The organism is Shewanella sp. ANA-3 (genome assembly GCF_000203935.1).
Taxonomy (GTDB): Bacteria; Pseudomonadota; Gammaproteobacteria; order Enterobacterales; family Shewanellaceae; genus Shewanella.
The window spans coordinates 2,999,800-3,026,104 of the sequence record NC_008577.1; the positions used below are offsets into that span (position 1 = coordinate 2,999,800).

18 protein-coding genes and 9 tRNA genes are annotated in these 26,305 nt (G+C 48.1%); 9 read left to right on the forward strand and 18 right to left on the reverse strand.

Annotated features, from left to right (window positions below; all coding sequences use genetic code 11):
* Positions 1-2: 2 nt before the first annotated feature.
* Complete coding sequence (locus tag SHEWANA3_RS13210; protein WP_011717426.1) at positions 3-638, reverse strand: LuxR C-terminal-related transcriptional regulator; 636 nt, start codon at positions 636-638, stop codon at positions 3-5.
* A gap of 296 nt (positions 639-934) precedes the next feature.
* Here SHEWANA3_RS13210 and SHEWANA3_RS13215 point away from each other — a divergent pair, with 296 nt between their 5' ends.
* On the forward strand, positions 935-1,681 hold the full coding sequence (locus SHEWANA3_RS13215; RefSeq protein ID WP_011717427.1) for a cytochrome b/b6 domain-containing protein: 747 nt from the start codon (positions 935-937) through the stop codon (positions 1,679-1,681).
* A gap of 69 nt (positions 1,682-1,750) precedes the next feature.
* On the opposite strand, the gene SHEWANA3_RS13220 is transcribed toward SHEWANA3_RS13215, so the two are convergent.
* Both SHEWANA3_RS13220 and htpX read right to left on the reverse strand, forming a co-directional pair.
* Positions 1,751-2,101 (reverse strand): cytochrome c3 family protein, encoded by a 351-nt coding sequence (locus tag SHEWANA3_RS13220; RefSeq protein WP_011717428.1) that lies wholly within the window; start codon positions 2,099-2,101, stop codon positions 1,751-1,753.
* Between the two features lie 324 nt (positions 2,102-2,425).
* Positions 2,426-3,289, reverse strand: coding sequence for a protease HtpX (gene htpX, locus SHEWANA3_RS13225; RefSeq protein WP_011717429.1), 864 nt, complete (start codon positions 3,287-3,289; stop codon positions 2,426-2,428).
* Positions 3,290-3,576: 287 nt separating this feature from the next.
* Here htpX and pepE point away from each other — a divergent pair, with 287 nt between their 5' ends.
* The 3 genes from pepE (at position 3,577) to SHEWANA3_RS13240 (ending at position 7,954) form a co-directional block, all read left to right on the forward strand.
* Positions 3,577-4,287, forward strand: a complete 711-nt coding sequence (pepE, locus tag SHEWANA3_RS13230) for a dipeptidase PepE (RefSeq protein WP_011717430.1) — start codon at positions 3,577-3,579, stop codon at positions 4,285-4,287.
* A 417-nt stretch (positions 4,288-4,704) separates the two neighbouring features.
* Positions 4,705-6,285: a glucan biosynthesis protein G gene (locus SHEWANA3_RS13235; RefSeq protein ID WP_011717431.1), complete on the forward strand. Its 1,581-nt coding sequence runs from the start codon at positions 4,705-4,707 to the stop codon at positions 6,283-6,285.
* 700 nt (positions 6,286-6,985) lie between these two features.
* Positions 6,986-7,954, forward strand: a complete 969-nt coding sequence (locus SHEWANA3_RS13240; protein WP_011717432.1) for a DUF3187 family protein — start codon at positions 6,986-6,988, stop codon at positions 7,952-7,954.
* An 80-nt stretch (positions 7,955-8,034) separates the two neighbouring features.
* Here SHEWANA3_RS13240 and bioD read toward each other — a convergent pair whose 3' ends face one another.
* From bioD to bioB, 4 genes are all read right to left on the reverse strand, one after another.
* Entirely contained in the window at positions 8,035-8,730 is a 696-nt protein-coding gene (gene bioD, locus SHEWANA3_RS13245) for a dethiobiotin synthase (RefSeq protein WP_011717433.1), read from the reverse strand.
* A 55-nt stretch (positions 8,731-8,785) separates the two neighbouring features.
* Positions 8,786-9,613, reverse strand: coding sequence for a malonyl-ACP O-methyltransferase BioC (gene bioC / locus SHEWANA3_RS13250; RefSeq protein WP_011717434.1), 828 nt, complete (start codon positions 9,611-9,613; stop codon positions 8,786-8,788).
* Positions 9,614-9,788: 175 nt separating this feature from the next.
* Positions 9,789-11,009 (reverse strand): 8-amino-7-oxononanoate synthase, encoded by a 1,221-nt coding sequence (locus tag SHEWANA3_RS13255; RefSeq protein ID WP_011717435.1) that lies wholly within the window; start codon positions 11,007-11,009, stop codon positions 9,789-9,791.
* Between the two features lie 234 nt (positions 11,010-11,243).
* Positions 11,244-12,296, reverse strand: coding sequence for a biotin synthase BioB (gene bioB / locus SHEWANA3_RS13260; protein WP_011623120.1), 1,053 nt, complete (start codon positions 12,294-12,296; stop codon positions 11,244-11,246).
* Between the two features lie 122 nt (positions 12,297-12,418).
* Between bioB and bioA the strand changes: the two genes are divergently transcribed.
* Together bioA and SHEWANA3_RS13270 are read left to right on the forward strand one after the other, a co-directional pair.
* Entirely contained in the window at positions 12,419-13,777 is a 1,359-nt protein-coding gene (gene bioA / locus SHEWANA3_RS13265) for an adenosylmethionine--8-amino-7-oxononanoate transaminase (protein ID WP_011717436.1), read from the forward strand.
* Positions 13,778-14,280: 503 nt separating this feature from the next.
* Complete coding sequence (locus SHEWANA3_RS13270; protein ID WP_011717437.1) at positions 14,281-15,882, forward strand: methyl-accepting chemotaxis protein; 1,602 nt, start codon at positions 14,281-14,283, stop codon at positions 15,880-15,882.
* Positions 15,883-15,942: 60 nt separating this feature from the next.
* Here the strand turns inward: SHEWANA3_RS13270 and SHEWANA3_RS13275 are convergent, their stop codons facing one another.
* Positions 15,943-19,383: a NahK/ErcS family hybrid sensor histidine kinase/response regulator gene (locus SHEWANA3_RS13275; RefSeq protein WP_011717438.1), complete on the reverse strand. Its 3,441-nt coding sequence runs from the start codon at positions 19,381-19,383 to the stop codon at positions 15,943-15,945.
* A gap of 175 nt (positions 19,384-19,558) precedes the next feature.
* Between SHEWANA3_RS13275 and acs the strand changes: the two genes are divergently transcribed.
* The 3 genes from acs to SHEWANA3_RS13290 all read left to right on the forward strand — a co-directional run bounded on the left by acs (position 19,559) and on the right by SHEWANA3_RS13290 (position 23,831).
* Positions 19,559-21,511 (forward strand): acetate--CoA ligase, encoded by a 1,953-nt coding sequence (gene acs, locus SHEWANA3_RS13280; RefSeq protein ID WP_011717439.1) that lies wholly within the window; start codon positions 19,559-19,561, stop codon positions 21,509-21,511.
* A gap of 226 nt (positions 21,512-21,737) precedes the next feature.
* On the forward strand, positions 21,738-23,510 hold the full coding sequence (locus SHEWANA3_RS13285) for a DEAD/DEAH box helicase (protein ID WP_011717440.1): 1,773 nt from the start codon (positions 21,738-21,740) through the stop codon (positions 23,508-23,510).
* Between the two features lie 60 nt (positions 23,511-23,570).
* On the forward strand, positions 23,571-23,831 hold the full coding sequence (locus tag SHEWANA3_RS13290; protein ID WP_011072684.1) for a GrxA family glutaredoxin: 261 nt from the start codon (positions 23,571-23,573) through the stop codon (positions 23,829-23,831).
* Positions 23,832-23,889: 58 nt separating this feature from the next.
* Here the strand turns inward: SHEWANA3_RS13290 and SHEWANA3_RS13295 are convergent, their stop codons facing one another.
* From SHEWANA3_RS13295 to SHEWANA3_RS13335, 10 genes are all read right to left on the reverse strand, one after another.
* Positions 23,890-25,053: a DcaP family trimeric outer membrane transporter gene (locus tag SHEWANA3_RS13295; RefSeq protein WP_011717441.1), complete on the reverse strand. Its 1,164-nt coding sequence runs from the start codon at positions 25,051-25,053 to the stop codon at positions 23,890-23,892.
* Positions 25,054-25,220: 167 nt separating this feature from the next.
* Positions 25,221-25,296, reverse strand: a tRNA-Lys gene (locus tag SHEWANA3_RS13300).
* A gap of 35 nt (positions 25,297-25,331) precedes the next feature.
* A tRNA-Lys gene (locus SHEWANA3_RS23620) sits at positions 25,332-25,421 on the reverse strand.
* Between the two features lie 35 nt (positions 25,422-25,456).
* Positions 25,457-25,532 (reverse strand) — tRNA-Lys (locus SHEWANA3_RS13305).
* 35 nt (positions 25,533-25,567) lie between these two features.
* Positions 25,568-25,658: transfer RNA gene (locus SHEWANA3_RS13310), tRNA-Lys, on the reverse strand.
* Positions 25,659-25,692: 34 nt separating this feature from the next.
* Positions 25,693-25,768: transfer RNA gene (locus SHEWANA3_RS13315), tRNA-Lys, on the reverse strand.
* A 35-nt stretch (positions 25,769-25,803) separates the two neighbouring features.
* Positions 25,804-25,879, reverse strand: a tRNA-Lys gene (locus tag SHEWANA3_RS13320).
* A 36-nt stretch (positions 25,880-25,915) separates the two neighbouring features.
* Positions 25,916-25,991: transfer RNA gene (locus SHEWANA3_RS13325), tRNA-Lys, on the reverse strand.
* Between the two features lie 35 nt (positions 25,992-26,026).
* A tRNA-Lys gene (locus tag SHEWANA3_RS13330) sits at positions 26,027-26,102 on the reverse strand.
* Between the two features lie 54 nt (positions 26,103-26,156).
* Positions 26,157-26,232 (reverse strand) — tRNA-Lys (locus tag SHEWANA3_RS13335).
* Between the last annotated feature and the right edge of the window lie 73 nt (positions 26,233-26,305).

A 26,305-nucleotide genomic window follows, 5' to 3' on the forward strand; every position in this document is an offset into this window, starting at 1 on the left:
GATTACACCACCACATCGTGTAAATAGGTTTGCGCCCACGCGATGGCTTGACCACGGCTCGACACACCAATCTTACGGAATACACGGTATAAGTGCGTCTTAATGGTGCTCTCACTGACAAACAATTGATTGGCGATATCGAGGTTAGTGCTGCCAGACAGCAGTGCTTGTAACACTTCACGCTCACGGATGGTCAATGGCTCGGTATCTTCGAATAGTCCAAAGTCATCATTCACCCCATTCACCAATTGGATAGGGATCACTCTGTGTCCGCGCAAGATGTTGGAGAGGCCAAGGCTGATTTCAGTCAATCCTGCATCCAGATAAAACACCCCTGCTGTGGTCGAGGCTTGCATTAAGAAGCGGGCATCAACTTGTTTAGGGAACTGGATATAAACAACTCGCACACTCGGATGTTCGCGGGCAAGCAAGCGTTGAAATTGATAGGCTTTTTGAAGATCGACGGTGGAAAGATCAATCACCACCATAGAGGCTTGGTTATCTTTGATTTGATCGCACATCTCATCCGGGCTGACTTGCGACAGCTTAACGAGAAACTCCTGCGGCCAGCGTCCGGCCAGCAATTCCATCAGAACTTGCGATCTTGACACTACAATCCAATGTAATATTTTGAACATCCTGCTCACTCCCTGTCTGGTTAACGATTATTCATTTTGAGAGGAGAAACATCTCTCAATACCACTTCAACATCCGTTCAATAGACTTCCAAGTCTACCGTGCACACGATATTAGCATTAGATAAAACAGATTCAAAAGACTTACGATAAAAATATTTACCGTACGCAAATCAAAAACTTCTGCAACTTTAGCACTGAGCATTGTCAATCAGAAGGCTGAATTTAAACTGAAAATAATGCGCTATTTTTAATAGAAAGGCGTAAGATCAAATCAACACAAATCATAAGGAAATACCATGTCCAACCCGCAGCCAAGCTCTATTGAAATGCAGTCCTATCGCGTGTGGGACAGACCCACGCGTCTGTTCCACTGGATTAATCTCATCCTCGTACTCGCCCTGCTTATCGTTGGCGGCATGATGATGTTTCGCAGCAACTTAGGCATTACCGAACTCTCCGGCAAAATTGGGCTTAAGACCCTGCACGTCATCATTGGCTATGGCTTTGCAATTAATTTACTGATCCGCCTAGTTTGGGGTTTTATGGGCAATAAATTCGCCCGCTTTAGCCATATGTTCCCCAATGCCAATAGCAAGAACGAGTTACAAAACTATAAAGCGGAACTTGCCGCGGGTAAAAATCCCCAGTATCTAGGCCACAATCCTAAGGGGAAATTCGCCGTACTCGCCATCATGCTCTTGCTTGTCACCATAATGATCACAGGCCTGATTCGCGCAGGTACTGATATTTACTATCCGCCGCTCGGCAGCACAGTACAAAGCTACTTAGCCGCAGCGGATGTTGAGCCAAGTAGCTTAAAACCCTACGATGCTACAGGCGTAGATACCGATAAAGCCAATGCTATCAAGCCCATGAAGGGACTTGCCGGTGAAGTACACGTTTACGCCGTGTACTTATTAATGCTCCTTATCGTGCTGCATGTGTTTGCCGTGATTTATACCGAAATCAAACGCCAACCCGGGATCATTTCCGCCATGTTTTCTGGCAAAAAACTGATCCAAGGACAACCGAAGGACGAGTGAGATCAATCATGCCTATAAAAAACGCCAGCAATTGCTGGCGTTTTTTATCAAACTGATGCCGAAGTAGGATTACTTCTTCAGGATAGATTCTGGAGTACGACCATCGTCATGGCAGCTTTCACAGGTAGGTTTTTGACCTACGTTCATATCGTGTGGCGCGTGACAGTCAGCACACACTAAGTTGCCATCGTGTGGCTTGTGTACCGCGTCCATTTCAGCCAAAGAGCCGTGGCAGCTTTGACATTGTTCAAATTCGAAAGCACCGTCAGCAGAAGGTGTACCGTCTTTATGACAGCTTTCACAACCACCAGATTCTGCATGGAAGTCTGATAATTTTTGATCCGCGGCAAATGCGGTTGGTGACAGCGCTAGCGCTGCAAGACTTGCCCCGAAAAGCGCACTTAATAGTTTTTTGCTCACAATTGTATCCTCCAATGGCGATTGACAGTGGAAATTCTTGTCAGGGTGACTTCCATCTCGCAACCAATGTAAATAGCACGACTCGATTTAACTTAGCTAAGGATTGAGCAATAAGCAACCCAATCTTATGCAAAGTAACTTTATCAATATACCGAGGAGTAAAATGTGCGCTGCATCATGTAACCACATGCTTATATAAGAGTTTTACATTGCCACAACCTAAAAGTCACAACTAAAAACCTCCCTAGCCTAGTCATCAGCAAAAGAAAAGCCCCAATAAAAAAGGAGACCCTAGGTCTCCTTTTTGTGAACTTTTGAACTCGATTAACGAGTTTGTAAGGCGGCGATACGCTTCTCTAATGGCGGGTGGCTCATCATCAGCTCAGCCATTGAACGCTTACCGTTAATACCAAAAGCCGACATTTGTGCTGGCATTGCCGAGCTTTCAGGGCCTTGGCGTAAACGCTCAAGCGCTGCAATCATCTTATGTTTGCCCGCTAAACGCGCCGCACCTTCGTCAGCACGGTATTCACGGATACGTGAGAAGTAAGCCACGATGATCGAGGCCAAGATACCAAACAACATGTCGAGGACAAACACGACCGCCATATAGGCGAACATGCCTAAACCTTCACCCTCTTCATCGTTGCTCGAGACGAAGTTGTTGATAATGCCCGCAACAACACGTGCCGCGAAGATAACAAAGGTGTTCACCACGCCTTGAATTAAGGTCAAGGTCACCATGTCGCCGTTGGCAACGTGGCTCACTTCGTGGGCGAGTACGCCTTCAACTTCGTCTTGGCTCATGCCATACAACAGACCGGTACTCACGGCAACTAATGAGTTGTCTTTGCTTGGGCCTGTGGCGAAGGCATTCATCTCTGGCGATTGGTAAATTGCCACTTCTGGCATTTTAATCCCAGCTTGCTGCGCTTGACGGGCAACAGTGTCTAATAACCAACGCTCTGTGCTATCACGGGGAGTGGTGATCACTTCACAGCCCATGGTCTTTTTCGCCATCCATTTTGAAATGGCTAAGCTGATGAAGGCTCCGCCGAATCCAAAAATCGCAGCGAACACAAGCAGTCCACCCATAGTCGACGTATTCACGCCCAGAATAGACATCACAATTGAGGCTACCAGCAACACGGCTAGGTTAGTCGCAATTAATAAAAAAATACGCTTCATTTCAGCTCCTTTACGGCAAACATATGCCATTTAACTTTGCTCAAAGACATAATATGTCCAATTAATCGAAATTCAAGGGGTAAAGATAAGAGTTTTTCTACTCGCTAATTTTTCTCTCAATTTAGACATTGCCTTTCATGGCTCGTGAGTCTAGGGACAATGTATTAATCCAAACTTAAATCTAGGCGCTGTCAGCGTTACAGCCAAATTCATGTGTGTTTATCTATGTTTATCGCGATTAAACTTTGTTAACATGCCAGCACATTCCGAGATTTCAGGATAAAAAAATGACAATCAATGCCCTACTGCTGAGCAGCTCTCGCGTCGGTGATACGCCTTACCTTTCCCATGCGCTTCCCTTTATCAAGCCGCTCACCGCTAACGCCCAAAAATGGATTTTTATCCCTTATGCTGGTGTCAGTATGAGTTATGACACTTATTTGGCCTCAGTCGTGGCGGGATTAAGCGAACTTAGGCTCGATATCAGCGGCATTCACCAGCATCCTGATCCGCGCCAAGCGATTAAAGATGCCGACGGCATTTTGATCGGTGGCGGCAATACCTTCCATTTACTGCACGAGCTCTATAAGTATGATTTAGTGCATCTTATCCGTGAAGAAGTGCAGAATGGTAAACCCTATATTGGTTGGAGCGCGGGCTCTAATGTCTCCGGATTGAGTATTCGCACCACCAACGATATGCCGATTATTGAGCCACCGTCTTTTACCGCGTTAAATATCGTGCCGTTTCAGTTAAATCCACATTATTCGAATTATCGCGCTCCGGGACATAACGGCGAAACCCGCGCCCAACGTTTGCTCGAATTCACTCGTGTCGATCCCATCACGCCGGTTGTGGGTATTGTCGAAGGCAGCGCACTTTGGCGTCAGGGAGACACCTTATCTCTGCTAGGTGACAATCCGGCCTATTTATTCTGCGGTGAGCAGCAAGAAATCCCGATCCCTGTCGGCAGCGATTTATCCCATTTGCTGAAATAAGATCTATGCGGCGGCATTGCCTAAGCGGATCTGCTACTATCGGCCACCGAGCATGAGTGTGATGAGTGTGTCATCAAGCTGGCTGGCCGATAACATGCCGCAAAATGTCGTATACAGAGGCAAGGATACCGCGCGCAGTGAGGACGGAAATCAACAATATCCCAAGTGATAACACCAGCCAGCAAGTGTTTTAACCGATAAGGCAAACACTTATCCCGCGGGAGAAAAGACTTGCACCACTTAAGTAACTGCTCTAATTTCGTTGTCGAACACTTTGATAAACAAGATTAAATTATTATTCACCCCTGAGCACTTCCCGTACAAAAGCCTTCTAAGTTATTTATAAATCGGGAGTTTTGGGCAAGTCATTAAGTGCGAGTCTCTCGCCTTAGCCCATTAAAGTGAGGAGTTTCTATTTTGCGACTGCATTCAACATTCAATCATTTCACCCCTATCTCGCGCCCAAAAGCGGCCAAGTCGAGGTTTTTTCTCGGTTCGTTACTCGCCTGTACACTCGGCATCAGCAGTTTTACTGCCTATGGCGCCGATGCCACTCAAGAGAAAAAAGCCAAGATGTTCTCCCATGACACTGTGGTTGAACTTGCCCAGCAACTGGCTCAAAAACCGTTTAAAGAAGCGAGAAAAGCTCCCAAGGAGCTAATCGATCTTGATTACGCCACCTATGGCAAAATCAATTATCAAGAAAACGCCGCGATTTGGGGCGGAACCCCCACTAAGTTTTCGGTACAACTGTTTGCCCCCGGCTTTTTATACAAAAACCTAGTCGATATCGATGTGGTTGAAAACAGCCATGCATTTCCTATCGAATTAACCGAATCCTCCTTTAGTGTGCCAAACGATACCATAGAGAAATTACTGACTCAGGTTGGCCAATACGCCGGCGTGCGCCTGCACTACCCCATCAATGATGATGAGGTAAAAGATGAGTTCATCATGTTCCAAGGCGCGAGCTACTTTAGAGCACTGTCTAAAGGGCAAACCTATGGTTTATCGAACCGTGGATTAGCTATCGATGTCGCTCAACCTAAAGGTGAGGAATACCCATTATTCAAACGTTTTTGGGTAGAGCGTCCGTCTAAGTATCAAACGGCGATTGTGGTGCATGCGCTGTTGGACAGTCAGAGCGTTACTGGTGCCTATCGCTTCGGTATTTACCCTGGCGCGCCAACACGGGTCGAGGTAGATGTCACCCTATTCCCCCGCCGTGATATTACCCATGTAGGGATTGCACCACTGACCTCAATGTTCCTCTATGGTGGTTTAGATACGCCGGATAAGCCAGATTATCGCCCAGCGGTACATAACTCCGAAGGATTACAAATTGATCGCGGTAACGGTGAGCGCTTATGGCGCCCGCTCAATAACCCTAATAAATTGCAGATCAGTGCCTTTGGCGATGAAGATATTAAGGGTTTTGGCTTAATCCAACGCCATCGTAACTTCGATTACTATCAAGATCTGACTGCAAACTACCAGCAGCGCCCTTCCGCTTGGATTGAGCCGCTTAACGATTGGGGTAAAGGTCAGTTAGTGCTTCTTGAGATCCCATCGAGCGCCGAAACCAACGACAATATAGTCACTTACTGGGAGCCTCAGGGCGGATTGAAGCAAGGTGAACCCTATCGTTACTCCTATCGCATCACTGCGTCTAACGATAGCCCCAGTGCTAACACTAAGGCGCGAGTGGTTCGCAGCTCAAAAGGACAAAAGCAAGCCAAAGGTAAAGAGTTGCTTATCGATTACAGCAATATCAAACCACAAGATATTGAGAACATTGTGATTGATGCCAGTATCAGCAAGGGCAAAATTCTGTCATCGCGTATCGTCGCTCATCCAGATATCAATGGTGCCCGCGTATTTGTGACTTTCGAGCCCGAAAGCACCAATGTGGCAGAACTGCGCATCCAATTGCGTAAAGATGAAAAACCTGTGGCCGCCACTTGGCTGTATCGCTGGAACAGTGATGATTGGCCCTAGGCAAATAAGCTAGCTATCCGTTAAACCATAAAAACGCCGAACTTACGGCGTTTTTTATTACGCTATGTTTTACACTAACGAGTGTTGAGCTCTACCTCAAATATTCTCAGCAACTCGTGGCAACATCATAACTCTTTAGCTATTCAGCTTCTTAATTTACGGATAAATTGGGCAGAATAACGTCTTCGGAATATCTAGGATTATTTCTATCTAACAAAAATAGGGAACTTCAGTTCCAATTTTCGGCCCTATTTAGCACGCCCATAAGATTTACTCCCCTACTCCACAACGGTATATTACCCCTTCACAGCAACTGAATATTTGCTATATACACTTCTTTACAAGATATCCATCTATTGCAATCACCATATTCAGTGTTAGTTATATTTCGCATCATGAATATGTCAGAGAAAAAATGAAGTTACCCACATTAAATGCTGCGTACTTTCGTAAGCCAACGACAATATTGTTAATGATAAGTATCTTACTTGCCTTATATTCACTACCAATAATTGGGCGAGTGTTTTGGCTTGCGTTGGTTTTACTCTGCTATACGCTGATTTAATTGCAAACAAAATGTTAATACCACAATTAACGTTAACATCTATATTAATCATCAGTGTAACTGTTGGTCGATAATACCCTGTTTCATCAACCCATCGAATCTAGATAACTCATTATCTAGACGGATATTTAAGCTATGCCGTTTTCAAACCTAAAACCAGCCTTTGCACTTTCTTTGCTGTTTGTCCCGAATGCCTTTGCTACTGCCGTCGATTTTAGTGACTACGGTCCTTTACGCACCTACGCACAATCACCGACCCAAGCGGGCAGTTTAACGCCGATGCTTAGATCTGGGTTTTCGTTACCTGAAGGTCAAAAAGAGCTGCACTTATCTGCAAGTGCGGCCAGTGTTTGGGCTGAAACCGATGATTATTTTGCCGATTACTACCACAACACCCTCGAAGGTGGACTGACTTGGCAAATCAATGACAAATGGATGATAGACACAAGTTATCACTGGCGCTTTAGCGGCGATAATCACTTAGACTCGGTAACTATGTGGTTCCATGATGCTTTTGGTTTTAGCCAAAATGGTCGTGAAGATACGGCAAAACACCAAAACCAAATATTTTCTAAAGATGGTGTAAACCAACAAGATATTTCGGGTGAGACACTCAATAATGCCATTATGCTTTATGTTGGTTATCAATTATTTGAGAACCAACATCAGGGTTTATCCTTAGGTGGTAGCTTATATTATAACTATGTGGACTCAGGTCCCTTTGAAAATGAAGCCTTTGAACAAGCGTTGCAGTTAAATTACAGCTTCCGTTACGAGAAGCATCATTTTCATTCTAGCGCCGCAGTCAGTTTTAGGCAGGGCAATGAAGTGCTCTCGGGGATCCGCTACGATAATCATGCCTATTCAGTCAATCTCGGCTATGAATATATCACGGGTCGCCATGGCTGGTTAATTGAGTTACATCATTACCAAGGTTTATTAGAAACTGAAAACGATTTCGCTAAGGCGTCAAATGAAATATTACTCGGCTACCGTTATTACTTAGACACAAGTGCAATTGAGTTTTCCGTCGTTGAAAATTATTTCAATATGGATAACAGCACTGACATCGCCTTTAATATTGGCTACCGAGTTAAGTTTTAGTCACAACAAATTAAACACTCAATAACAAAAAAGAGGTTGTATGGCCTCTTTTTTTTATATCACACGTATTTTTGAATGGGTTATTTCATCAACAAAGCTTGAATATCGATAAAATGGGCGGCATGTTCTGCATCAGCCTGCTTAAGATGTGGAACACAACCTAAGAAAGGCGATGTCATCATCTCTTTAAGCGATGCTAAGTTTTCATCAAACACGCTCATATTGGGATCGACGCAATTTGCCACCCAACCCGCCACGGTTAAGCCATCGGCGATTATCGCCTCTTGGGTTAATAATGCATGATTTAAGCAGCCAAGTTTCATTCCCACAACCAAGATCACTGGCAAATTAAGTTGCTGCACTAATTCCGATAAATAACGCCCGTCCCCTAAGGGCAAACGCCAGCCACCCGCACCTTCTATCAAGCAAAAATCAGCCTGCTCAAAGGCTTGTCTGTCGAGTTCTGCCAAAATCGCCTCTGGAGATAAATTAACCTCAAGCTGTTTTGCGGCAATATGCGGCGCGATGGCGGGTTCAAAGCTTATCGGATTGACCTGCTCATAGCTGAGCTTTAAAGATGAGGCCGACATCAGTTTTAACGCATCACTGTTGCGTAAGCCCTGCGCTGTGGTTTCACATCCCGAGGCCACAGGTTTTACCCCAAGGCTTAAGTGCGCAGCGCCTGTGCGAGCAGCTTCACGATTGAATGCGGTTAACAGTGCCGTCGACACTAAGGTTTTACCACTGTCGGTATCTGTACCTGTTACAAAAAACATGCGTTTTCCTTATTAGTCCATGGTCAATCACGCGCTCAAAACTAAACGACGAGCCTTACACCCTATCGTCTTGGCGGCGCACACAAAATTGAGCGATCTGATAGGTTAAAGGCAGGCCCTGAGCCTCACGGAATAGTTCTGCGCGTTGTTGTAGTGCCAGCCAATCGCGGCGGCCCCGCAATTTGCCTAAGTGAGCATCGACATCTGAAGAGTTTTCGGTCTGTATGTACGATTGCACCGATGCGCCCACACCCTTTATGGAATAGAGCAAGGTTTTAAGATCTTGAAAATAGACGGTCATTGGCACAAGTTGGACATCAAACAGTTGCCAATCAGAGGTATCAAAGGCGACTTGTAAGCTTTCAAGGGATTGAAAACCGTTCACCCTCAAACCAAGATGGGATAACTGCGCCAGGCTGCCTTCGGCCACAATACTCAGGTGCGCTTCTCCACCGGGTTTTAAGACTCTGGCCATTTCACTGGTCGCAGCCGAAAAATCATGGCACCACTGCAGGGCTAAATTGGAGTAAATACTATCGATACTCCCATCGGCAAAGGGGAGTTGCTCGGCATTACCGCACACACATTGGTACCGAGGGAAAGTCACTTGAAGTTGTTGCAGCATTCCGAGGGCGATATCGAGGGCATAAACCTTGATATTGTCACCCACTGCACGGTCGGCAAAATCGGTCCCCGGCCCCGCGCCAATATCAAGAATTGCGCCCTTGGCAGCAAATCCCTGCAACAAACTCGCGCCGCTTAAACGCTGTAAACAGTTATGCTCTTGGTAGCGCTTGGCCGCAGCAGAAAACCTATCGGCAATATGCTCGACCTGACTGGCAGATGGATGGGAATGTACACTCACGCCAAGCGGCATAGACATCACAAATTATTCTCACTTTAACATCAAACTTTTACTTAGAAGCTTTTATCTTCAAGCTCTTACTTTCAGACTCTTACATTCAAGCTCTTATCTTCAAGCTCTTCACTCTCAAGAACTCAATACCGAGCATTGAAGTGCCCTGCCATTCACCGGATATTCTGAATCAAACGCAGGCTTACCCTTCAGGCCGCTCAGAAACCCTGGGCAGTGCGCATTCCTTCAGCACAGTGGCAATACTACTGACACAGCACCTTATTACCGCCTCGCTATGGGATGCGCTTAAGGTAATGCGCAATCTTGCCGAGCCGACCGGCACTGTGGGTGGGCGAATAGCGCCGACCCAAATGCCTAATGCCTTTAGCTTTTCCGCCACCCGCATGGTTTGCGTCGCATCACCAATAATCAAAGGTTGAATCGCCGTGTCGCTACCTAGGAGTGGAATGTCAGCATCTTGGCACAACTGCTTGAACAATAAGATATTGCGCTGCAATTTTTGCTTAAGCTCAGGATGGGCCTCAGTGTATTCAACAGCGGCCAAGGCAAGGGCCGCATTGGCGGGCGACAAGGCGGTGGAATAGATATATTCCCGTGCGTTGCTGACCAGAAATTCAATCAACTGCCGACAACCAAGAATCGCGGCTCCCTGACAGCCTAACGCCTTACCAAAGGTCACTATCTGGATATCGATAAGGTTTGAAGCTGGAGTAGACTCAGCTTGAACACTCACAGCATCAACAACGCCAAAGCCATGGGCATCATCGACAATTAGCCAAGCATTATGTGCTCGGCAAAGTGCGGATAACGCCGAAATCGGCGCAATATCACCATCCATGCTGAACACACTCTCAGTGATCAGGGCAGATACAGCGTTCTTCGCTAATAGACGCTCGGCGCTTTCGGTGGAATTATGCAAAAATCGCTTAAAATCCGCGCCGCTATCGCGTAATCCATCGATAATCGATGCATGAACCAGTTTATCGGCCAGCACCACATCCTGCTTATCGAACAAGGTTTTACACAAGGTAGTATTGGCACTAAACCCTGAGCTAAAGAGTAGCGCCGCCTCAAATCCTGTTATCTGGCACAGCTTAGTTTCTAGCGCCAAATGCGCCTCGCTGTAGCCCGTCACCAGCGGTGATGCGCCGCTACCAACGCCATATTGCTTAGCGCCAAGGCGCAGCGCCTCGACCAATGCGGGAGCACGGGAAAGGCCTAAGTAATCATTACTGCTGAAGTTAAGATAGTGCTGCTCCGCTAAGCCAAACTGGGGACCATCCTCACTGAGTGCTACCGCGCTCGACAATGCCTGACGCTGCCTAAGCAAACCTTGCTCGGCTAACGCCTGCTGACGGGCGAGGATTTTTGAACCCAGTTTTGAGGTGAGTGGTGAACTCATTTTTTCTTACTCAACTTTTCTTACTCAATTTCTCTTGCTCAACTTTTCTTGCTGTGTATTTTACTTTGCTGGCTTACTCGGCGTCTTGACTGGTTTTTCGTTCAGTCTCGGCATAACGACGACTCAAATGCTCGCTGAGTCTCACCGCCCGCATCATCCTTTGGAACCTGCGCTTCGCCACTTAACAAAACGCAAGTCCAACGTAGCAAGTTTTACTGTGGCGATAAGCCTTAGTTACAGCGCCGCCGCATCATAAAAAGGTGCCGAGGCTTTATCTTGGTGGGCAGCAGCTTTGGCTAATACCGCCTGTTCATCATCGATAGTCGCGGCAGCACCCTGCTCAGGACGTAATCCCAGACGGCGGAACAGGCCCATATCATCACTTTCTTCAGGGTTTGGCGTAGTCAACAGCTTGCAGCCATAGAAAATCGAGTTCGCGCCAGCAAAGAAACACATGGCCTGCAGTTCGTCAGTCATGTTTTCACGGCCAGCCGATAAACGCACACGGGACTTAGGCATTAAAATACGCGCCACGGCGATAGTACGGACAAACTCGAGCGGATCTAAATCATCGAGTTTTTCGAAGGGGGTACCCGCCACTTTGACCAACATGTTAATGGGCACAGAATCGGGATGCTGAGGCAAATTAGCCAGTTGTTGCAATAAGCCCGCTCGGTCTGTGGCCTTTTCGCCCATACCAACAATACCGCCAGAGCAAACTTTCATGCCCGATGCACGCACGTGGCTTAAGGTATCTAAACGGTTTTGATAGGTACGGGTCGTGATCACATCGCCGTAATATTCAGGCGAGGTATCTAAATTGTGGTTGTAGTAATCAAGACCTGCATCGGCCAGCTCGTTGGCTTGTTCAGCACTTAGCATGCCAAGGGTCATACAGGTTTCCATGCCGAGGGCTTTGACCTCTTGCACCATTTGCTTGAGGTATGGCATGTCTTTATCTTTCGGGTTACGCCATGCGGCGCCCATACAGAAACGTGAAGCGCCCGCGGCTTTGGCACTGCGCGCTTCGGTCAATACGGTTTCCATCGCCAATAGGCGCTCTTTTTCAAGGCCAGTGTCGTAACGCGCACTCTGCGGACAATATTTACAATCCTCAGGACAAGCACCAGTTTTGATCGACAGCAATCGGCTGATCTGCACTTCGTTAGGATCGTACACTTCACGGTGGATACTGTGTGCTTTAAATAATAAGTCATTCATCGGCAGCGCAAATAAGGCTTCGATTTCTTCCCGCTTCCAATCATGACGAACTTGCAACTGCGACATTGAACACCCTTTTATTTTTGTATTTTACCTTGGCTAGGATAACCTCAGCCCTTAAACTGTCAACGCCAACCAGTGATACAGGTTTACCACTGATTAATTTTCAATCAACGCTGTGAGCTTTTATGCGCAATTTACTCGATTTGGATTTTGATAGCGCCCATATTTGGCATCCTTATACCTCCATGACCCGCGCACTTCCTGTTTATGGGGTACACAGTGCACAAGGCTGCGAGCTGGAATTGGTCGATGGCCGTAAGCTTATCGATGGCACCAGCTCCTGGTGGGCCTGCGTACATGGTTACGGACACCCAGCGATATTAACGGCGATGGAGCGGCAACTGCACCAACTTAGCCATGTGATGTTTGGCGGCATTACCCACGAGCCCGCCATTACACTCTGCAAAAAACTGCTGGCGATGACCTGCGAGCCCCTCACTAAAGTCTTTCTCTGCGACTCAGGCTCAATTGCCGTCGAAGTCGCCATCAAAATGGCGCTGCAATATTGGCAGGGGCAAGATTTGCCTTTAGCGCAAAAGGCCCAAAAACAGCGCATTCTTACGGTGAAGAAGGGTTACCATGGCGATACTTTTGCCGCCATGAGTGTCTGCGATCCCGAAGGTGGCATGCATACCATGTTTGGCGAAGCCGTCACGAAGCAGTGTTTTGTCGACGCGCCGCAAACACCCTTCGGTGAGCCATTACGCCAAGATGATTTAGCGCCAATGCAACGTATTTTACGCGAGCAACATCCAGAGATTGCCGCCGTGATTATCGAGCCGATTATGCAGGGCGCTGGGGGAATGCGATTCTACAGCAGCGAGTATTTACGCGGCCTGCGTGCCCTGTGTGATGAATATAATGTGCTGCTTATTCTCGATGAAATCGCCACGGGTTTTGGGCGGACTGGTAAGTTATTTGCCTATGAGCATGCCGACATCACGCCCGACATTCTCTGCCTGGGCAAAGCGTTAACGGGCGGTTATATCAGTCTTGCCGCCACCTTGTGCACGGATAACGTCGCCCAAGGCATTAGCCAATCGCCCGCAGGTGTCTTTATGCATGGCCCGACATTTATGGGCAATCCCCTCGCCTGCGCCGCCGCCTGCGCCAGCTTAGATTTAATCAATCAGCAGGAGTGGCCAGCACAGGTTGCCGCCATCGAGCAGCAAATGCAGCGCGAGCTTGCCGATGCCATCGATATTCCCAGCGTGAAAGAGGTGCGCGTGCTCGGCGCGGTTGGCGTGCTCGAAATGCACCAAGCGGTCAATACCGCCGCACTGCAACAGCAATTTGTCGACTTAGGCGTATGGGTGCGCCCCTTTGCCAACCTGATTTATATTATGCCGCCCTATGTGATTAGTTCTTCACAGCTCACAAGGCTGACTCAGGCGATGAAGCAAGTGGCGGCAACGATTGCACCGCCCCATGCCAATCAAAGCGAGGCACTGGTGACAGAGAGCATCACTATCAGCCACGGCTAATGTTGTTCAATCACAATGCACTCGTGATGCAAGCTCTGCTCTGCTCTGCTCTGCTCTGCTCTGCTCTGCTCTGCTCTGCTCTGCTCTGCTCTGCTCTGTTCTGCACATCTTAGCTTGGCCCAATTTAAACTCAGCCAAATATCAGTTCAACCGAGTGAGTAACACTCGGCTGGACTGTTTCTCTAAGGCCTCTGACTTTGGCTTTGCGATCCTAACCCAGTTCAATCAACCGGCTCCGAATTGAGTGATCTTTTGTACTCTTAATGTGGTTAATCTTACTTTGAGTGAAAGTCGTCACATAAAAACGCTTTAGATAACCTTGTTCACAAATTGCATAAAATCTCACTATTTTCACATTTATTTAGCAAGTTAACTGGAAAATTAGTTAAAGCCAGTAATGCTTAATAACACTGACTTCCACATAAGTACGTTTCATAAGCAGCCGCTAAAAACCTAGGCAAAAAGGATAGCTTAGTGAGCGTGACCAAGAAAAAGGAGCTTTTATGTTTAAACTCGCCGACATCCCCGTCAGCCGAAAACTCGCGCTACAACTTATCACAGCCCTTATCGGCGCCTTAATTCTTCTCACCCTTTCTGTCACTACCTTAAAAAGCAATTTGATGGCAGAACGTGAAGCCAGACTCAACGCAGTGCTCAGCTTAGCCCTCAGTCGTATTCAGGCTTTACAGCAAAACTTACCCCTAGAGCAGGCTCAACAAGCCGCAAAAGAGATGCTTAACAATATGCGGTTCGACGGTGACAACTACCTGTTTGTGATTGATGAAACACGCCACATCATAGTTCACCCCGTTAAACCCGAGTTAGTCAGCCAGCAAATGGGCAACAATGGCGCAGAGCAGTACTGGTTCAGCATGGTCGAATTAGGGCGCAATGGTCAGCAAGGTGTCTTGCAATATCCTTGGGTAACAGGCAATGGCAAAAAAGCCCAGAAAATGTCCTTAGTGATGGGATTTAAACCCTGGGGCTGGATTTTAGGATCGGGGATTTTACTGCAAGACATTGAAAACACGATTTGGCATGAATATGTGCTAATGGGCGGCACTACACTTATTCTCATTCTACTGATGGCGGCACTGGGCTACATCATCAGTCGCTCTATTGTTCAACCCTTAGATCAAGTGAATAACGCGATGCAAATCATCGCCACTGGCAACCTGACGCCGCAGCTTGCGGTCACAGGCAAAGATGAACTTGCGGCCCTAGCGCACAATATCAATCAGAGCATGGCAAGCATTCGAACGGCATTGGCTGAGGCTAACCACAGCGCCGACAACGTCTCACAAGCCGCTTCACGTATAGCATCAACCGCCGAAGAAACCAATCAAGCGGTAAACAACCAGCGGGATCAACTCGCCCAGTTAGCCACGGCGATGAACGAAATGAGCGCCACCATTGCCGATGTGGCCAATAATGCCGAAAGTACCGCGAAAGACACTAAAGAAGCCACCCGCGAAGCCGGACTTGGCGATAAGGACGTGCACGCCAGCGTTGACGGTATCCATGCGCTTGCCAAAGAAGTGGAACAAGCAACGCAGCAAGTGAATAAATTAAAAGAAGAAATCATGCAAATCAGTGAAGTGACGGCGGTGATCAGTGCTATTTCGGATCAAACCAATTTATTAGCATTAAACGCCGCCATTGAAGCGGCGCGTGCCGGTGAGCAGGGCCGAGGTTTCGCCGTGGTGGCCGATGAAGTGCGGCAATTAGCCAGCAGAACGAGGCAATCGACAGAGGAAATTCAAAACACTATTTCCCTATTACAACAACGTGCCGTCAGTGCTGCCAATGCGATGGATACGAGCCGCGATCTGGCTGAAAAGAGCGTTGACCAGTCCACAAAGGCAGGCAACGATTTATCCCTCATTGTGACCCATATTAAGCACGTGAGTGATATGGCCACCCAGATTGCAACCGCGGCCGAAGAGCAAAGCGCGGTGGCAGAAGAAATGAACCGTAACGTCTGCGGGATTAATAGTTCGGCGCTTGAAGTGTCTGAATCAGCCACCTATCTCGCTCAAGAAAGCGAGAGCCTCGCCGAGCTATCGCTTAATCTCAATAACAAACTGGCGGCGTTTAAGCTCTAAATCAGAGTGATATCAGAGTGATATCAATATGGGGCCAACATCCTGATGTTGGCCCCTTCTTTAACGACTCGCCTTGACTAGGCTCGAAATCAATGCCCGCAGCGCCGCCGGTTTAATCATTTTCGCCATATAGTGGTAACCCCGGCGCTGCACATCCTCCACCAGCTCCTTACGGGTATTGGCCGTGATTAAAATGCCCGGTAACTCTTTGCCATAGAGCGCGCGGATCCCATCCATCGCATCGACACCATTTTGGCCATCGTCCAAGTGGAAATCCGCTAAAACAATATCCGGCGCCACCCCTTTTAGGCCTAACTTTATGCGCGCATCGGCTAAATCCTTGGCGCAAATCACCTCACACTGCCAGCGGCTGAGTAGACTCTCAAGCCCCGCCAAAATGGCCTCTTCGTTGTCGATGCATAGCACTTTAATGCCAGACAAAGGTTGCAATAGCGATGGCAACGCCTTCACCTGCGGCTGACGCACGGTTTCCCCTAAAGGCACACTTATAGAGAACACTGAACCACGTCCAAGTTGTGAGGACACTTGAATACTGTGGTTTAGTACCCGGCTGATCCTATCGGCAATCGCCAACCCTAGGCCAAGGCCGCTAACGCTTTTACTACGTGGATTATTTAAGCGCTTAAACTCTTTGAAAATTTCACGGGTTTCGTGCTCATCAATCCCGCAGCCCGTATCTAATACTTGGATCTCTAACTCACTGCCGCGATGGCGACAGCCAAACAGCACCCGCCCACCTCGGGCATAACGGTAAGCATTGGTTAAGAAGTTTTGCAGCACACGCCGCAGTAACGAAGGATCGGAATTAACCGTCGCGCTACAGGGGACCATCTTAAAGCGAATTTGATTGTCCGCCGCCATCGCCTCAAATTCGACCGACAGACCATTGAGCAGCTCGGATATGGCAAAGTCGCGGCGATTGACCTCCACCATGCCGGAATCCAGCTTCGAAATATCCAATAAGTCGGTGAGCAACTCGCCCGCTGTTTTGAGCGAGCTATTTACATGGGATAGGGTGGTGCGCGCCTCGCGGTCCAAATTAGGGTATTGGGACAAAGAAGCAGTAAACAGCCTTGCCGCATTTAAGGGTTGCATTAAATCGTGCCCTACCGCCGCTAAAAAGCGACTCTTAGAAGCGTTCGCCATTTCTTCCTGCGCCTTGGCCTCAAGTAATTCACTGTTTAGCATGGCTAACTCGTAGGTTCGCTCTTTAACGCGCGATTCGAGGGTTTCATTGGCCTCAAGCAAAGCCCGTTCCTGCTCGCGGTATTGAGTGATGTCGGTAAAAGTCATCACAAAGCCGCCATCTGGCATAGGATTGCCTTGAATTTTAATCACTTTACCGTCTTTACGTTGCCGCTCTGAGGTATGCGGCGTGCCATTACGCATATGCTGCACACGTTTTTCGACCTGCGACTCAATATCCCCCTCGCCGCAATATCCCCGCGCCGCGTTAAAGCGGATCACTTCGCCAATCGGCATACCTTGCTGTAAAAAACCTTCAGGATATTGATACAGCTCCACGTATTTGTAGTTCCATGCCACCAAGTTAAGGTCGCTGTCGATAACACTCATCCCCTCATAGGCATGCTCGATAGCCCCGCGCAGCATATCTTGGCTGAGCATGATTTTCGATGAGGCTTCATCGACAAGGCTAAAGACCTCATCGAGCGCCAAGTCGCGCCCCTGTAAAACTGAGTCCATTACCAAGGAAGCACTCGATGCGCCAAGCACCCCGGCGAGTAAGCGTTCGGTGTGGGCGATAAGCTCAGGGGTTGCGGCCTTGTGCCAGCTGTCACTCTTAACCGCCTCAGTTGAGAATCGGCTAAAGCTTTCATAGGCGCGGGTTGGGCTAACAAAGCGGCTGGCTAAGATAAGCAAGTCCTGCTGGGAGATAGGGCCATTTTTCTTATTGGCATTATTTTTAAGCTTACCCGGGCTGACAAAGGCGCTGGCTTGAATACGCTCGGCCACCCCCGCCCTAAACCAAATCGAGCCTAAGATGTAGCAGGCAATATTGGCAAACAAGGCTGTGAGCGCATCGCGCACATTGGGGGTAATGGCATCTAACAGGTCGATATTACTCGACAATAAGGTCGCCACATTTTGGCCGTCATTCATGCCGCTCAGCATGATGTAAAACCACAGGCCAAAGCCCACACTTAAGCCTAAAAACACCCCGGCACGATTACCGTGCTTCCAATAGAGCCCTCCCACCAGCGCAGGAGCCAGCTGGGCAAACGCCCCAAAGGATAACATCCCAAGGTGCGATAGCGAGTCACTGTCGGCGAGCGCCAGATAACTGCCATAACCCAGGCCAAGGATGATGACGATGGCCAGGCGGCGTGCATTTAACAGCATCTGCGAAAACTGGCTAAAGTTTTTCTCACGGATATTGCCCGTGCGCAGCATCACGGGCACCAGCCACTCGTTACTCACCATCACGCTTATTGTCACTACCGCCACAATTACCATGCCAGTCGCCGCTGATAAAGTGCCTAACAGCGCAATCACGGCGAGCAGTGGATGATCTAACGCAAGCGGTAAATTGATCACATAAGTGTCTGCGGCAACGCTATCCCCAAGGATGACTTTACCCGCTAGTGCCAGTGGCCCAACAAATAAGCCAAATAAGGCCAAATACAGCGGGAACAACCAGCGCCCCTTTGACAACACCGACTCATCGGCGCACTCCACCACCATCACGTGGAATTGCCGCGGCATACATAAAAACGCAGCCATGCCAACGAGTAGCTCAGGCATTAAGGCTTCGATTCGCGGATTTGGGTAATTAATTAAGGCTTTTTCGCTTGCTTGCTGCCAGATATCACCAAAACCGTCGAACACCCCAAAGCTAATCACAATCCCCACCAGCAAAAATGCCGCCAGTTTGACTAACGATTCAAAGGCAATCGCCAGCATCATGCCGGGGTTATGCTCGGTAGCGTCGAGCTTACGCGTCCCAAATAGAATGGCAAAAATCGCCAGCAATGCTGTGATAAGTAAAGGGATAGTAATGCCGTTTAAAGGATCGTCTGCTGGCTGAAACAAATTAAGGCTAAATACCATCGCCTTAAGTTGCAGGGCAATGTAGGGCATGATGCCAAATAGCGCGATGAGGGTAACAATGGCCGCCAAGGTTTGTGACTTACCGTAACGGGCGGCGATAAAGTCGGCGACCGAGGTAATATTTTGCGCCTTGGACACGAGGACCATCTTGCGCAGCATGCCAAAACCTAAGGTGAAAATAATGATAGGACCGATAAAAATCGGGATAAAGGACCAAAAATCATTAGCCGACTGCCCTACGGTACCTAAAAAGCTCCAGGAAGAACAATAAACCGCCAGACTTAAACCATAAATGCCTACCTGAAGCTTCTTGGTCACGCCGCTAAACCAACGCTCCGCGCCCCAGGCTAAAAGGAATAAAAGTGAGACATAACAAATAGCAATAACGGCGACGACTAAGGTTAGATTCATATTTTTGCTCTTTTTTCCATTATTGTGCGATAAATAATGGCTGAAATCTAGCCAGATTTTCGAGTGCAACAGCCTAAATATAAAGGAAATTTTAAAACTAGACCAAGGTCTAATGGAGTTGCCTGCCCCTTGCATACCATACTCAGACTACGCAATTTTTAGAAAGGGAAGCCCTATGAGCTCGCAGTCTCTCTACAAAGTCTCCGGCAATATCGCTGCCAATGCACTTGTAAATAACGATCAATATAAAAAAATGTACCAAGAGTCGATTGTCAATCCAGAGGGTTTCTGGAGAGAGCACGGCAAACGGATCGATTGGATAAAGCCATACACTAAAATCAAAAAAACCACTTTTGACGATCATAACTTATCGATTAACTGGTTCTACGACGGCACCCTAAACGCCTCAGCCAACTGCTTAGATCGCCATCTAGCAGAGCACAGCGACCGCGTTGCCATTATTTGGGAAGGCGATAACGCCAGCGAACAACGTCAAATCACCTACGGTGAGCTGCACACTCAAGTGTGTAAGTTTGCCAACGCCCTACGCAGCCAAGGCGTGCGTCGTGGGGATATTGTGACCATTTATATGCCAATGGTGCCAGAAGCGGCGGTGGCAATGCTGGCCTGTGCCCGCATCGGTGCCGTGCATTCGGTGGTCTTTGGTGGCTTCTCACCCGATTCTATCGCTTCAAGGGTTATCGACGGTAAATCTAAAGTGGTTATCACCGCCGATGAAGGTATGCGTGGTGGCCGCGCGATCCCACTCAAACGCAACATCGACGATGCGCTAAAGCATCCCGATGTCACCAGCGTTGAGAAGGTGATTGTACTTAAACGTACTGGCGGCAAGGTTGACTGGGTCGAAGGCCGCGATGTGTGGTGGCATTCTCTGGTTGAAACCGCATCCGAGCACTGCGCCATTGAAGAAATGGGCGCCGAAGATCCGCTCTTCTTACTTTATACCTCTGGTTCAACTGGTAATCCCAAGGGCGTATTGCACACCACCGGCGGATATATGGTGTATGCCTCTATGACCCACGAGTATGTGTTCGATTACAAACCCGGTGAGATTTACTGGTGTACCGCCGACGTGGGTTGGATCACGGGTCATTCCTACATGGTGTACGGCCCACTGGCGAACGGTGCGACCGTGCTTATCCACGAAGGGATCCCTAATTACCCAAGCCCTGCGCGTTTAGGCGAGATGATTGACCGTCACAAGGTGAATATTCTCTATACGGCACCGACACTTATCCGTGCACTGATGGCCGAAGGTAAACAGCATTTTGACAAGTATGATGGCAGCTCGCTGCGCATCATGGGCTCAGTGGGTGAACCCATCAACCCAGAAGCTTGGCGCTGGTACCACGAGGTCATCGGTCATGAGCATTGCCCGATTGTCGATACTTGGTGGCAAACCGAAACCGGCGGCATTTTGATTACGCCATTACCAGGTGCAACCGATACCAAACCCGGCTCGGCGACTCGTCCCTTCTTTGGGGTACAACCGGCGCTCGTGGACAACATGGGTAACATTTTAGAAGGTGCAACCGAAGGTAACTTAGTGCTGCTCGACTCATGGCCAGGCCAAATGCGTACCGTATATGGCGACCATGAACGCTTCGTGCTGACCTACTTCAAAACCTTCCGTGGCATGTACTTTACCGGTGACGGCGCGCGCCGCGATGAAGACGGTTACTACTGGATCACCGGCCGTGTGGACGATGTGATTAACGTCTCCGGCCACAGATTAGGTACAGCAGAGGTAGAAAGTGCACTGGTGTCACACGAACTGGTCGCTGAAGCCGCTGTTGTGGGCTATCCCCATGATATTAAAGGCCAAGGTATTTACGCCTATGTGACGTTAACCCGCGGCACAGAAGAGAGTGAAGAGCTTCGCCAAGAGCTGCGCCAATGGGTTCGCAAAGAAATTGGCGCTCTGGCCACACCGGATCTTATCCAGTGGGCGACAGGATTACCTAAGACACGTTCAGGCAAAATCATGCGCCGTTTCCTGCGTAAGATCGCCGCGAACGAAGTGACCAACTTAGGTGATGCATCAACACTGGCCGATCCAGCCGTGATTGAGACCTTGATTGAAACTCGCTTGAATCGTAACGAGTAATCGTTATCCCGCGCTTAATCGTGATTTATCACGGTTAAGCGCAGCTTTAGCTCCTGTACGTTTGAACCTTGCTCCGTCGAGTATAGGTTCCTTTAAATGAAGCAAACCCTGTTGAGAAAGTGCCTGATTGCCCCTTTCTCTTAGTTGCCCCTCCAACCAAGGGGCATTTTTTTGGTTCTGTGTTAAGCTTGGCGCCAAACTCAATCAACCAAGAATAGCTAACAGCGTGTCAGTTAATTCCAACCCAAGCGTTACCCTCAGGGATTACCAGCAACAAGCCGTCGATGCCGCCATCGCGCATTTCAAAAAAAGCACCGATTCCGCCGTATTAGTCCTACCAACGGGAGCCGGGAAAAGTATCGTTATTGCCGAGCTGGCCCGCATCGCCAGAGGACGAGTGCTTGTTTTAACCCATGTGAAGGAACTGGTTGCCCAAAACGCGCAAAAGGTGGGGTTACTGACGACTGAAGCCAGCATTTACTCCGCAGGGTTAAATCAAAAATCGACTGACGGCAAAACCGTCGTGGCCAGTGTCCAATCCGCCGCGCGCGCATTAAATCAATTCGATGAGCCCTTCTCGCTAGTGATTATCGATGAGTGCCACAGAGTCAGCCTCGAAAAAACCAGTCAATATCAGCAAATCTTAAGTCATTTACAGCAGCGTAATCCCAAGCTGAGGTTATTAGGCCTAACGGCCACTCCCTATCGGCTCGGTACGGGCTGGATTTACAAACGCCATTACCATGGCAAAGTTGGCTCGCCTGAACTTGGGATCTTCGAGCAGTGTATTTTCGAGCTTCCCATCCGTCCGCTGATTAAACAAGGTTATTTAACCGCGCCCACCTTGTTCGATGGTTTAAGCGCTCAATATGACTTCAGCCAAATCAAGCCCAATGACAATGGCGAATATCCCGAGGCCCAAGTCAATGCACTGCTGAATCACGCCGGGCGCGCGACAACGGCGATTGTGAAGCAACTGATTGAACTGAGTCACCACCGCCAGGGGATCATTATTTTTGCGGCGACAGTGCGCCATGCTGAGGAAATTGTCAGCCAGCTCAATAAGGAGCACAGCGAGCAAACGGCAATCGTCACGGCACAAACGCCAGATAATGAGCGTGATGAGCTTATCAAGCGCTTTAAAGCGAGGGAGCTTAAGTTCCTCGTCAACGTGGCGGTATTGACCACGGGATTCGATGCGCCCCATGTGGATTTAATTGCGATTTTACGCCCCACCGCATCGGTGAGTTTGTTTCAGCAAATGATTGGCCGCGGTCTTAGGATCTGTGAAAGTAAAAAAGATTGTTTAGTGATTGATTACGCAGCCAATGGCTATGATTTGTATTTTCCAGAAGTCGGTCAAGCTAAGCCCAATAGCAAGTCGGTTCCGGTACAAGTGCACTGCCCTGTCTGCCAGTTTGCCAATATCTTTTGGGGATTAACCGACAATGATGGCGATATTATCGAACACTTTGGCCGTCGCTGTCAGGGCATAGTCGAGCATCATGGGCAAAAGCAGCAATGTGACTTTCGATTTAGATCTAAATCCTGTCCCGATTGTGGACAAGAGAACGACATTGCAGCGCGTATTTGCCAGCATTGCCAATCAACCTTAATCGACCCCGACAAACGCCTTAAGCAAGTATTGAATAAGCAGCACCATCATCTGTTCCGCTGCCAACATATGACGTTATTAGATGATGCGGGCGATCTTAAGGTGCAATATCTGGACATTGAAGGAAACGAGTTTAATCGACGCTTTAAACTGCAAACGCCAGCCCAATGGCGTGCCTTGTATGCGCTGTTTATTTTTCCCCATAGTCGCACGCCGGGCCTAAAACCTAAGCAATACAAAAACGTGTCTGAGCTGATTGCCGATAGTACCGCCTTTCGAATGCCAGATCTGTTACTGCTCAAAAAGCACAAAAAAGGCTGGGATCTGCTCGAAAGCTATTTCGATTACCAAGGGCGCTATCAAACTGAAAATAAACACATCTGACATTATCAATTCGGTTAGCGCTATGGTATAAAACGCTTAAAGTAATCCTAAGGAGCTATTATGTACGTTGTTATTTTTGGCCGTCCTGGCTGTCCTTATTGCGTGCGAGCAGTACAACTGTCAGAGCAACTCGTTGAAAAACGTGATGACTTTAAATTTAGATACGTGGATATCCACGCCGAAGGGATTTCTAAAGCAGATCTCGAGAAGACTGTCGGTAAGCCAGTCGAAACTGTGCCACAGATTTTCGTTGATGAAAAACACGTAGGTGGTTGCACCGATTTCGAACAATATGTTCGCGATAACAACCTGTTAGGTTAATCCTAATACCAAATAAAAAGGAGACCTCAGGTCTCCTTTTTATTTATTACATCAAACGTTAGAGCACATACTTCGCCGAGAAGATGATCCGGCTTAAATCACCATCATCACCATTCTCTTTACTGTTTTGGGCGTACATATATTCCACCCCAAAGGTCAGTGGTTTACTAGGGGAATACAACAGGTTGATATAGCCAGAATAGGCATCCTTATTCACCCCTGTGCCCGTTAAAGCCACATCATTATCCGCTTGCATACCAGAGAGTGTCACACTGGTGCGCCACTGTTCGTTCCACCAATGACGGTAAGACACAAAGCCGCCGAAGGTACGAATGGATTCGATATCGCCGCTCGCATCTAACACACCCGCATTAATGTAGTTAAGCGCCATATAACGCCCTAAACCGTCACCATAGGTTGCGGTAAAGCGCAGATCATCTTTACCAATGGGGATAATCCCCGCCACACTGGCGCCGTAACCAAAGCTCGAACTATCGATTTGGGTCGCACCGATTTTGGTTTCTAAATTGAGTTGACGAGCAATACCCGCAAACGAGAATGAGGCGCCGCCGTCCGTCTTGAGATTGTATCGCGCCACCACATCAGGCACGACACCATTACCACTGGTGATGCGTGCGCCACCTTGGTTCGGAGTTACCGTTGTTTCAGGGTTTTCTATCGCAAATTGGAAGTTGCCATGGGTATAACGCAGTAACGATTGACGCACAAAGGGCGTACCATCTGCAGCACCCACAAAGTCGAGGTTTTCGGGCAGAGCTGCAGGGTTTTGGAAAGTGGTCCAGGTTTGACCTACGGTCCAATTATCATAGGATACATAGGCATGGCGGATACGTGGTGAATAGCTGTTAGACACCCGCTCATTGCCATCGGTGTGGGTCATAAAATCCAGTTCAATAAAGCCCGACAAGCTATGGCCATCAAGATCCGTTGCCGCCTTAAAATTGAATCGCGTTTCACGGGCTTGGAAATCCACCACTTGGTTACCGTTGCCGTCTTTACCGTAAATGGTACCCGGTACGTAAAACTGACGGGATAAATCCCCCGAATCGGGTGCCCCATTGCCATAATCGCTGAACATCACGTCCGCCTTGATATAGCCACCAAATTCAACGTCAGTATTTTTTAAAGAAGCCGCATTGGCAGAGCCCATAAATGCCAATAAGGTTGCAGAGTAAAGCAAGCTAAGTTTTGCTTGTTTCATTTTATGTTTCCCCAGTTGTTATTATTTGTCCGCAGCCAATATGGACAATTTAACAAGCGAGCAACATTGGCAATAAGTCTATGAGACAAAAGTAGAAAATGCTGAATATAACGCGAAAATACTTTGGGATTGCAAGCTAAAGAGGAGTTTATTAGGGAATTTTAGAGTGGTGGGTCGTGAAGGATTCGAACCTTCGACCAATTGGTTAAAAGCCAACTGCTCTACCGACTGAGCTAACGACCCATCTAAGGAATCTGAATTTTACACTCTCAGAAAAGTGGCGAATCGTGAAGGATTTAAACCATTCGATTGATTGGTTAAAAGCCTACTGCCCTCGCTTTATAAAATAAGCGACAGGCTAACGACCCATCTATGAACTCTGAATTTTACACTCTCAGAAAAGTGGTGGGTCGTGAAGGATTCGAACCTTCGACCAATTGGTTAAAAGCCAACTGCTCTACCGACTGAGCTAACGACCCATTTAAGGACTCTGAGTTTTACACTCTCAGAAAAGTGGTGGGTCGTGAAGGATTTAAACCATTCGACTGATTGATTAAAATCCAACTGCCCTAGCTTTATAAAATAATCGACTGAGCTAACGACCCATCTAGGACTCTGAGTTTTACACTCTCAGAAAAGTGGTGGGTCGTGAAGGATTCGAACCTTCGACCAATTGGTTAAAAGCCAACTGCTCTACCGACTGAGCTAACGACCCATCTAAGGACTCTGAGTTTTACACTTCCAGAAAAGTGGTGGGTCGTGAAGGATTCGAACCTTCGACCAATTGGTTAAAAGCCAACTGCTCTACCGACTGAGCTAACGACCCATCTATTGGACTCTGAATTTTACACTCTCAGAAAAGTGGTGGGTCGTGAAGGATTCGAACCTTCGACCAATTGGTTAAAAGCCAACTGCTCTACCGACTGAGCTAACGACCCATCTAAGGACTCTGAATTTTACACTTCCAGAAAAGTGGTGGGTCGTGAAGGATTCGAACCTTCGACCAATTGGTTAAAAGCCAACTGCTCTACCGACTGAGCTAACGACCCATCTTATTTACAACACTTCAAATACCGCTAACTTATTCTATTTACTAGAGTAAGTGGTGGGTCGTGAAGGATTCGAACCTTCGACCAATTGGTTAAAAGCCAACTGCTCTACCGACTGAGCTAACGACCCATTTACTGGTATTTTGCGCCCCGAACGACCTCGCCGTTCCGAGGGCGCCTATAATACCTTTTTCATTTTCCCA

Bases quoted from the DNA above. Each gene is read 5' to 3' on its own strand.
- acs (WP_011717439.1), top strand. From the start codon at position 19,559: ATGAGCTCGCAGTCTCTCTACAAAGTCTCCGGCAATATCGCTGCCAAT.
- bioB (WP_011623120.1), bottom strand. From the start codon at position 12,296: ATGTCGCAGTTGCAAGTTCGTCATGATTGGAAGCGGGAAGAAATCGAA.
- SHEWANA3_RS13210 (WP_011717426.1), bottom strand. From the start codon at position 638: ATGTTCAAAATATTACATTGGATTGTAGTGTCAAGATCGCAAGTTCTG.
- SHEWANA3_RS13270 (WP_011717437.1), top strand. From the start codon at position 14,281: ATGTTTAAACTCGCCGACATCCCCGTCAGCCGAAAACTCGCGCTACAA.
- bioD (WP_011717433.1), bottom strand. From the start codon at position 8,730: ATGTTTTTTGTAACAGGTACAGATACCGACAGTGGTAAAACCTTAGTG.
- bioC (WP_011717434.1), bottom strand. From the start codon at position 9,613: ATGTCTATGCCGCTTGGCGTGAGTGTACATTCCCATCCATCTGCCAGT.
- SHEWANA3_RS13240 (WP_011717432.1), top strand. From the start codon at position 6,986: ATGCCGTTTTCAAACCTAAAACCAGCCTTTGCACTTTCTTTGCTGTTT.
- SHEWANA3_RS13255 (WP_011717435.1), bottom strand. From the start codon at position 11,009: ATGAGTTCACCACTCACCTCAAAACTGGGTTCAAAAATCCTCGCCCGT.
- SHEWANA3_RS13215 (WP_011717427.1), top strand. From the start codon at position 935: ATGTCCAACCCGCAGCCAAGCTCTATTGAAATGCAGTCCTATCGCGTG.
- SHEWANA3_RS13275 (WP_011717438.1), bottom strand. From the start codon at position 19,383: ATGAATCTAACCTTAGTCGTCGCCGTTATTGCTATTTGTTATGTCTCA.
- bioA (WP_011717436.1), top strand. From the start codon at position 12,419: ATGCGCAATTTACTCGATTTGGATTTTGATAGCGCCCATATTTGGCAT.
- SHEWANA3_RS13290 (WP_011072684.1), top strand. From the start codon at position 23,571: ATGTACGTTGTTATTTTTGGCCGTCCTGGCTGTCCTTATTGCGTGCGA.
- htpX (WP_011717429.1), bottom strand. From the start codon at position 3,289: ATGAAGCGTATTTTTTTATTAATTGCGACTAACCTAGCCGTGTTGCTG.
- SHEWANA3_RS13295 (WP_011717441.1), bottom strand. From the start codon at position 25,053: ATGAAACAAGCAAAACTTAGCTTGCTTTACTCTGCAACCTTATTGGCA.
- pepE (WP_011717430.1), top strand. From the start codon at position 3,577: ATGACAATCAATGCCCTACTGCTGAGCAGCTCTCGCGTCGGTGATACG.